The organism is Okeania sp. SIO2B9 (assembly GCF_010672505.1).
GTDB lineage: Bacteria > Cyanobacteriota > Cyanobacteriia > Cyanobacteriales > Microcoleaceae > Okeania > Okeania hirsuta.
Window position 1 is genome coordinate 1 of the sequence record NZ_JAAHGK010000468.1, and the last position, 5,228, is coordinate 5,228.

At 34.4% G+C, this 5,228-nt stretch carries 4 protein-coding genes; 1 reads left to right on the forward strand and 3 read right to left on the reverse strand.

Annotated features, from left to right (window positions below):
* Positions 1–1,045: 1,045 nt before the first annotated feature.
* From F6K13_RS17030 to F6K13_RS17040, 3 genes are all read right to left on the reverse strand, one after another.
* Positions 1,046–1,534, reverse strand: coding sequence for a glutathione S-transferase N-terminal domain-containing protein (locus F6K13_RS17030; RefSeq protein WP_353735679.1), 489 nt, complete (start codon positions 1,532–1,534; stop codon positions 1,046–1,048).
* 66 nt (positions 1,535–1,600) lie between these two features.
* Complete coding sequence (locus F6K13_RS17035) at positions 1,601–2,065, reverse strand: hypothetical protein (protein WP_287241430.1); 465 nt, start codon at positions 2,063–2,065, stop codon at positions 1,601–1,603.
* A 782-nt stretch (positions 2,066–2,847) separates the two neighbouring features.
* A complete protein-coding gene (locus tag F6K13_RS17040; RefSeq protein WP_287241428.1) occupies positions 2,848–3,516 on the reverse strand; it encodes an MBL fold metallo-hydrolase in 669 nt (222 codons plus the stop codon).
* Between the two features lie 42 nt (positions 3,517–3,558).
* Here F6K13_RS17040 and F6K13_RS17045 point away from each other — a divergent pair, with 42 nt between their 5' ends.
* Positions 3,559–5,058 (forward strand): site-2 protease family protein, encoded by a 1,500-nt coding sequence (locus F6K13_RS17045; protein WP_124154118.1) that lies wholly within the window; start codon positions 3,559–3,561, stop codon positions 5,056–5,058.
* Positions 5,059–5,228: the final 170 nt, after the last annotated feature.

Consider the following 5,228-nt stretch of genomic DNA (forward strand, 5'->3'; position numbering starts at 1 on the left):
TATCAATTTAATATGCAACACTGATTATTTTTCTTGATTTATAGCGCTCTTATTTGAGTTGTGAGATATTCTAGATTTTTAGAGAATGGGAAATACCGAAGCCATAAAATTATCACATCTGATTCTTGATTGCTATATGTCTTTTTTCTGTCTATAGCAGTCGAAGGAAAGGTTAATACATATCCACAGCTTAAAACTCAGATAACGTAAGATTTTTCCAACTTCAGTCTTTCCTTATTCCTTCTTCCTTCTGCTATACTTCTTGCTTGAAAATTATTTAATTATCGTTAGTAAAAAAACTTAGATAAATCTAAGATCGATTACCAATTGTCTTTTGGAAAGCAGGTCTTTCAGATATACGTTTAATATAAGTCAAAACATGAGGATAAGAACTTAAATTCAACTTTAGCATCATGGGAATATAAGCTAAATCGGTGTTGCATTGTAGGAGGATAAAACGACTTTTAGGGAATAATTAATTGCTTCTTGAAAATTAGCTATTACTAATTATCAATTTAATATGCAACACTGATTATTTTTCTTGATTTATAGCGCTCTTATTTGAGTTGTGAGATTATTGTAGATTTTTAGGGAATAGGGAACAGGGAACAGGGAATGGGAAATACCAAAGCAATAAAATTATCACATCTGATTCCTAATTGTTATATGTCTTTATTTCTACTTATAGCAGTCAAAGGAAAGGTTAGGACATATTGATAGCTATAAACTCAGACAACTTCAAGAATTGAGAATTAAGAATTGAGAATTAAGAATTACCTGTTATTATAAATAAGAGGATTGGTCAAAAGGATTTTTTTTCTTTTTATACCCTTAAAATGGGAGGCTTTAAACCACAATTTTTCGGTAATATTTTCCAACTTCGGTTCCTTCTTCTTCCTTATTCCTTCTTCCTTTTGCTATACTTCTTACTTGAAAATTATTTGATTATCGTGGGTAAAAAAAACTTAGATAAATCTAAGATCGATTACCAATTGTCTTTTGGAAAGCAGGTCTTTCAGATATACGTTTAATATAAGTCAAAACATTAGGATAAGAACTTAAATCCAACTTTAACATCATGGGACATATAGGCTAAAATTGAACCGACTGCTACATCTGCCACATTGAATTCTTCACCCATTAAATAAGGTTGAATCTCAAAAATTTTATTCAATGGAGTTAATAAACGAGGAGTTTCCTTTTCACGACTTGCCTCTACAAAAATTCCCGTTCCGAGAGTAGAATTAGCAAACAATACCCACTGAAAAATTTCAGCTTTCTGTTCTAAAGAATCAGGCATTTTGCCATATTTTTCTGCAATATATAACAGAATAGCTCCTGACTCCCAAAGTTTAAATTCTCTATCAACAATAGCAGGAACTTTTCCCATCGGATTAATCTCTAAAAAATCTGATTTGAGATGCTCTTCTGACTGCATATCGAGATTAATAAATTCATAATCAGCCTCTATTTCTTCAAGATACCAGAGAACAATTGATGCTCGACTACGAGCGCTACCATAAAGTTTTAGCACGGCTATATACCTAATTTTTCAGAACTGTAACTTCTACAATTTTCCCTAAGTAAATCAACAGAAATATTAAAGAACTTTGTGAGTATATTCATGTTGCTTCACATTGTCTTCTGAACTAACAATATTTTCAGCATTTAGTATCCGTTTACGCTCCAAAGAATAATTCAAATCATCACGACGAGTGCCCAGAGGAACTAAAGATTTAACTTCTGGGTGAATTTTATATGTACGAGTAGTAGCGATCGCTCTTGAGGCAAAATTATCAGAGAATTGAGCTTCCGGAGGAAAATCTTGAGGTAGTAGAGGTGTGTCCCCAGATAAAACTGCACCCAAAGTTGTCCCACAAGCCATTTGATATGAAGTAGGAATTCCTTTAACAATAGCTTCGAGAGCTGCTGAGGGTATTGGTTCAACAACTTTTACTTGAGAAATTTCACCATCTTCCTTGATAAAGCAGGTTGCCAAGCCAATAACCAAATAGTCATCAGTAGATAAATCTGGGGCATTAGGATAAGCAGAAACAGTTGCCATAAGCTATTCTAATTTTTAATTCTTTAGATACATAAGTCTTAATTTTACCAACTCAGGTAACTAACTCCTCAAAAAAATCTGATACTAAAATTGAGCAAACCAAAATTTTGTGTAAAAATAAGCTTATGTAAGTTATTATGGGCTATTTTACTACTAAAAATATATTTAGATACTACAGGGAGACAAATTGGTATAGCTATACACAAATACCCTCTTGACATTCCTCCGTTCCCTGTTCCCTGTTCCCTTAAAACCCAAATTTACTTTCCTAATCAAAAGACGTAGTGCTATATATTTACAAATTTTTGGAATTGCTAATTGCTAAAAGGTTGCTAGATCAAGCTTTTTTCCTACCTAATGACGAGCAACTGTTAAACAATTAATAATTAACAATTACCTCTCCTTGAAAAGAAGAAGATTGACGCGGAGCGTGAAAATTTTTTCTTCTCTTGGTCGATTGGATATGTCGAGGAGACCTAGCCATCCCACCCTGCGGGAAGCTACGCTAACGACGGCTTTTTTCCCCTTTAACTAGCTATCAGCTTTTCCTTACGGAATGCTCCGCAAATAGCATTTAGCTGGAGCGCTAAAAATTCGAGGGTTTAAGTCCCCCACGCTTATTTGAAAAAATTAGTGGTGCACCTTTTATGGGGGTTTGAATCCCCCATTATACACCTTGAAAAGCTGACTGCTGATAGCTGAGTGCTGACTGCTACTTTAAAGGAGAAGCTTTAAACCTTAATTATTCGGTAATAGAACAGATCCGAGCAACCGATTAAAAGTTATGGTTTAACCTCAGAAAAAACTTCTAAATCCAAAGATGTCAACTTATCATAAGCTGACTCAATTACTCGCTTACCCCTCAAAGCACCAGTATTAGCACCAGGACAAATGTACTGTAGAGTCTGTTGTGAAAATCTGTCAATCAAAAATTTAACACTCTGAAGTTGTCTAGGCCAATGAAAAGTCTTAGCAATATGCAATGGCACAGGTTGCCCTTGACTATTAGGCAATAAATGACGGCCTGTAAATAAGACCCCACCATTTTCCGAGTAGTATAAACAAGACGAACCAGGAGAATGACCAGGCGTCCAGAAAACAGTAATATTCTGACTTAAACTAAATTCTTGCTCAAAGGTTGTTACCTTAAGGTTGGGCAATAAATACGCTTCCTGTTCTTGAATCAGAACCTCACAGTTAAAAGCTTTTTGAATCTCTTGTGCCTTGCCAATAGCACTACGATGAGTAATATACAACCACTTTACTCCTCCATGTTGAGAGAGAAACTTTTGATTATTTTCAATATTGGCAGGACAATCAATGAGAATGTTGGTCTGATTATCTACAATAAAATAAGATGTTCCTCCTAAAGTATCCCGATTTGGCGAAAAAGCAAAAATATTTTCTAGGACAAACTGGGGAGATTTAGAGACAAAAGGCTGTTGTGTCAAAGCAGTATTCTTAGATTAAAAATAAACTGAACTCAAACTATTATGCTCTTTTTATTGATTTTATTAGGGTTGATGACATACTTCATGTTACAACGCAGCGTAAGTAAAATTACCCGCACTCCAATCTGGATATTATGGCTAGTAATGATGACACCAGCTTTAATATGGACAACTTGGATGTTAATTTATGGTGAAAAGCAACTACCACCAGGATTAATTATCATTCCCTTTATCTTCTGTCCTTACTTATACTGGTTATTAGTGCAATGGGGACAACAGCAACCCAATCAATCAGAATCAGATCGATCAACAAAAGATAATAGTAATTCCCAGACTAAACCAAAAATAGTTCCTACTCAAACTCTCAATCAAACTCCACCCAAACTAACAATAGATAAAACAGAAGAAGCTAGTCTGAGAAATTGTTTTCCTTGGACAGTTTACTATCTCAGGAATCTTGAATTTAGACCTCAAGCAGTTATTTGTCGAGGTCAGTTACGCTCAAACCCTGAAAAAGCGTATCAAACAGTAACAGAAAATATAGAAGGAAAATTTGGCGATCGCTTCCTAGTAGTATTTCAAAATAGCTTTCAAGGTAAACCTTTTTTTGCTCTAGTTCCTAACCCCCGTGGCAAAAATGACGAAACTCAGATTCCTCAGGAGTCTCAAAAACCTGTACTCTTGGCTTTAGGATTATTGCTCATAACTTTATTCACCACTACTTTAGTAGGAGCTAGAGAAATAGTTGGTATTTCTGAAGATGCCATACAATCTAACCCTAATTTATTAATCCAGGGTTTACCTTATGGAGTTGCTCTAATCCTGATTCTAGGATTACATGAGTTTGGCCACTACATAACAGCTCATTTATACAAAATTCGTACTACTCTACCATATTTCATTCCAGTACCGTTTTTCTTAGGGACTTTTGGAGCATTTATTCGGATGCAGAGTCCTGTACCTAATCGTAAATCTTTATTTGACGTTAGTATAGCAGGTCCAATTGCCGGGTTAGTAGTTACAATCCCACTATTAATTTGGGGTTTGTCCCACTCTAATATAGTTCCTTTATCTGAGGAATCAGGAATATTATCGATAGACTCTTTAAATCCCACTTTTTCTTTTTTATTAGCTGTATTAAGTAAATTAGCATTAGGTACAGAATTAACTTATAACAAAGGCATAGATTTACATCCTATAGCAGTAGCAGGTTATGTAGGTTTAGTAGTAACTGCATATAATTTAATGCCTATTGGACAACTTGATGGCGGTCATATAGTACACGCAATGTTTGGGCAACGAACTGGTATGGTTATTGGTCAAATTTCTCGGTTTTTGTTATTACTATTAGCTTTTATAAATCAGGAATTTTTATTTCTAGCAATCTTTTTATTTTTAATGCCTCTTGCTGATGAACCTGCTTTGAATGATGTTAGTGAATTAGATGACAAACGCGACTTTTTAGGATTATTAATGCTAGGTTTATTGGTAATGATTTTATTGCCTGCACCAAAAATGGTAATACAGTGGTTAAATTTTTAAGAAGAAGTAAGAAGGAAGAAGGAAGAAGGAAAAAATAATTGTGTGCCACCTAAAATAAAATTGGTATAACACCTAAGACCTAACACCTACTCTCACATAAAATTGGTATAAGAGTTAAATGATTGATTTAGAGAACTAATTCCACTTAATCTGGAAGATAATGTATTTAA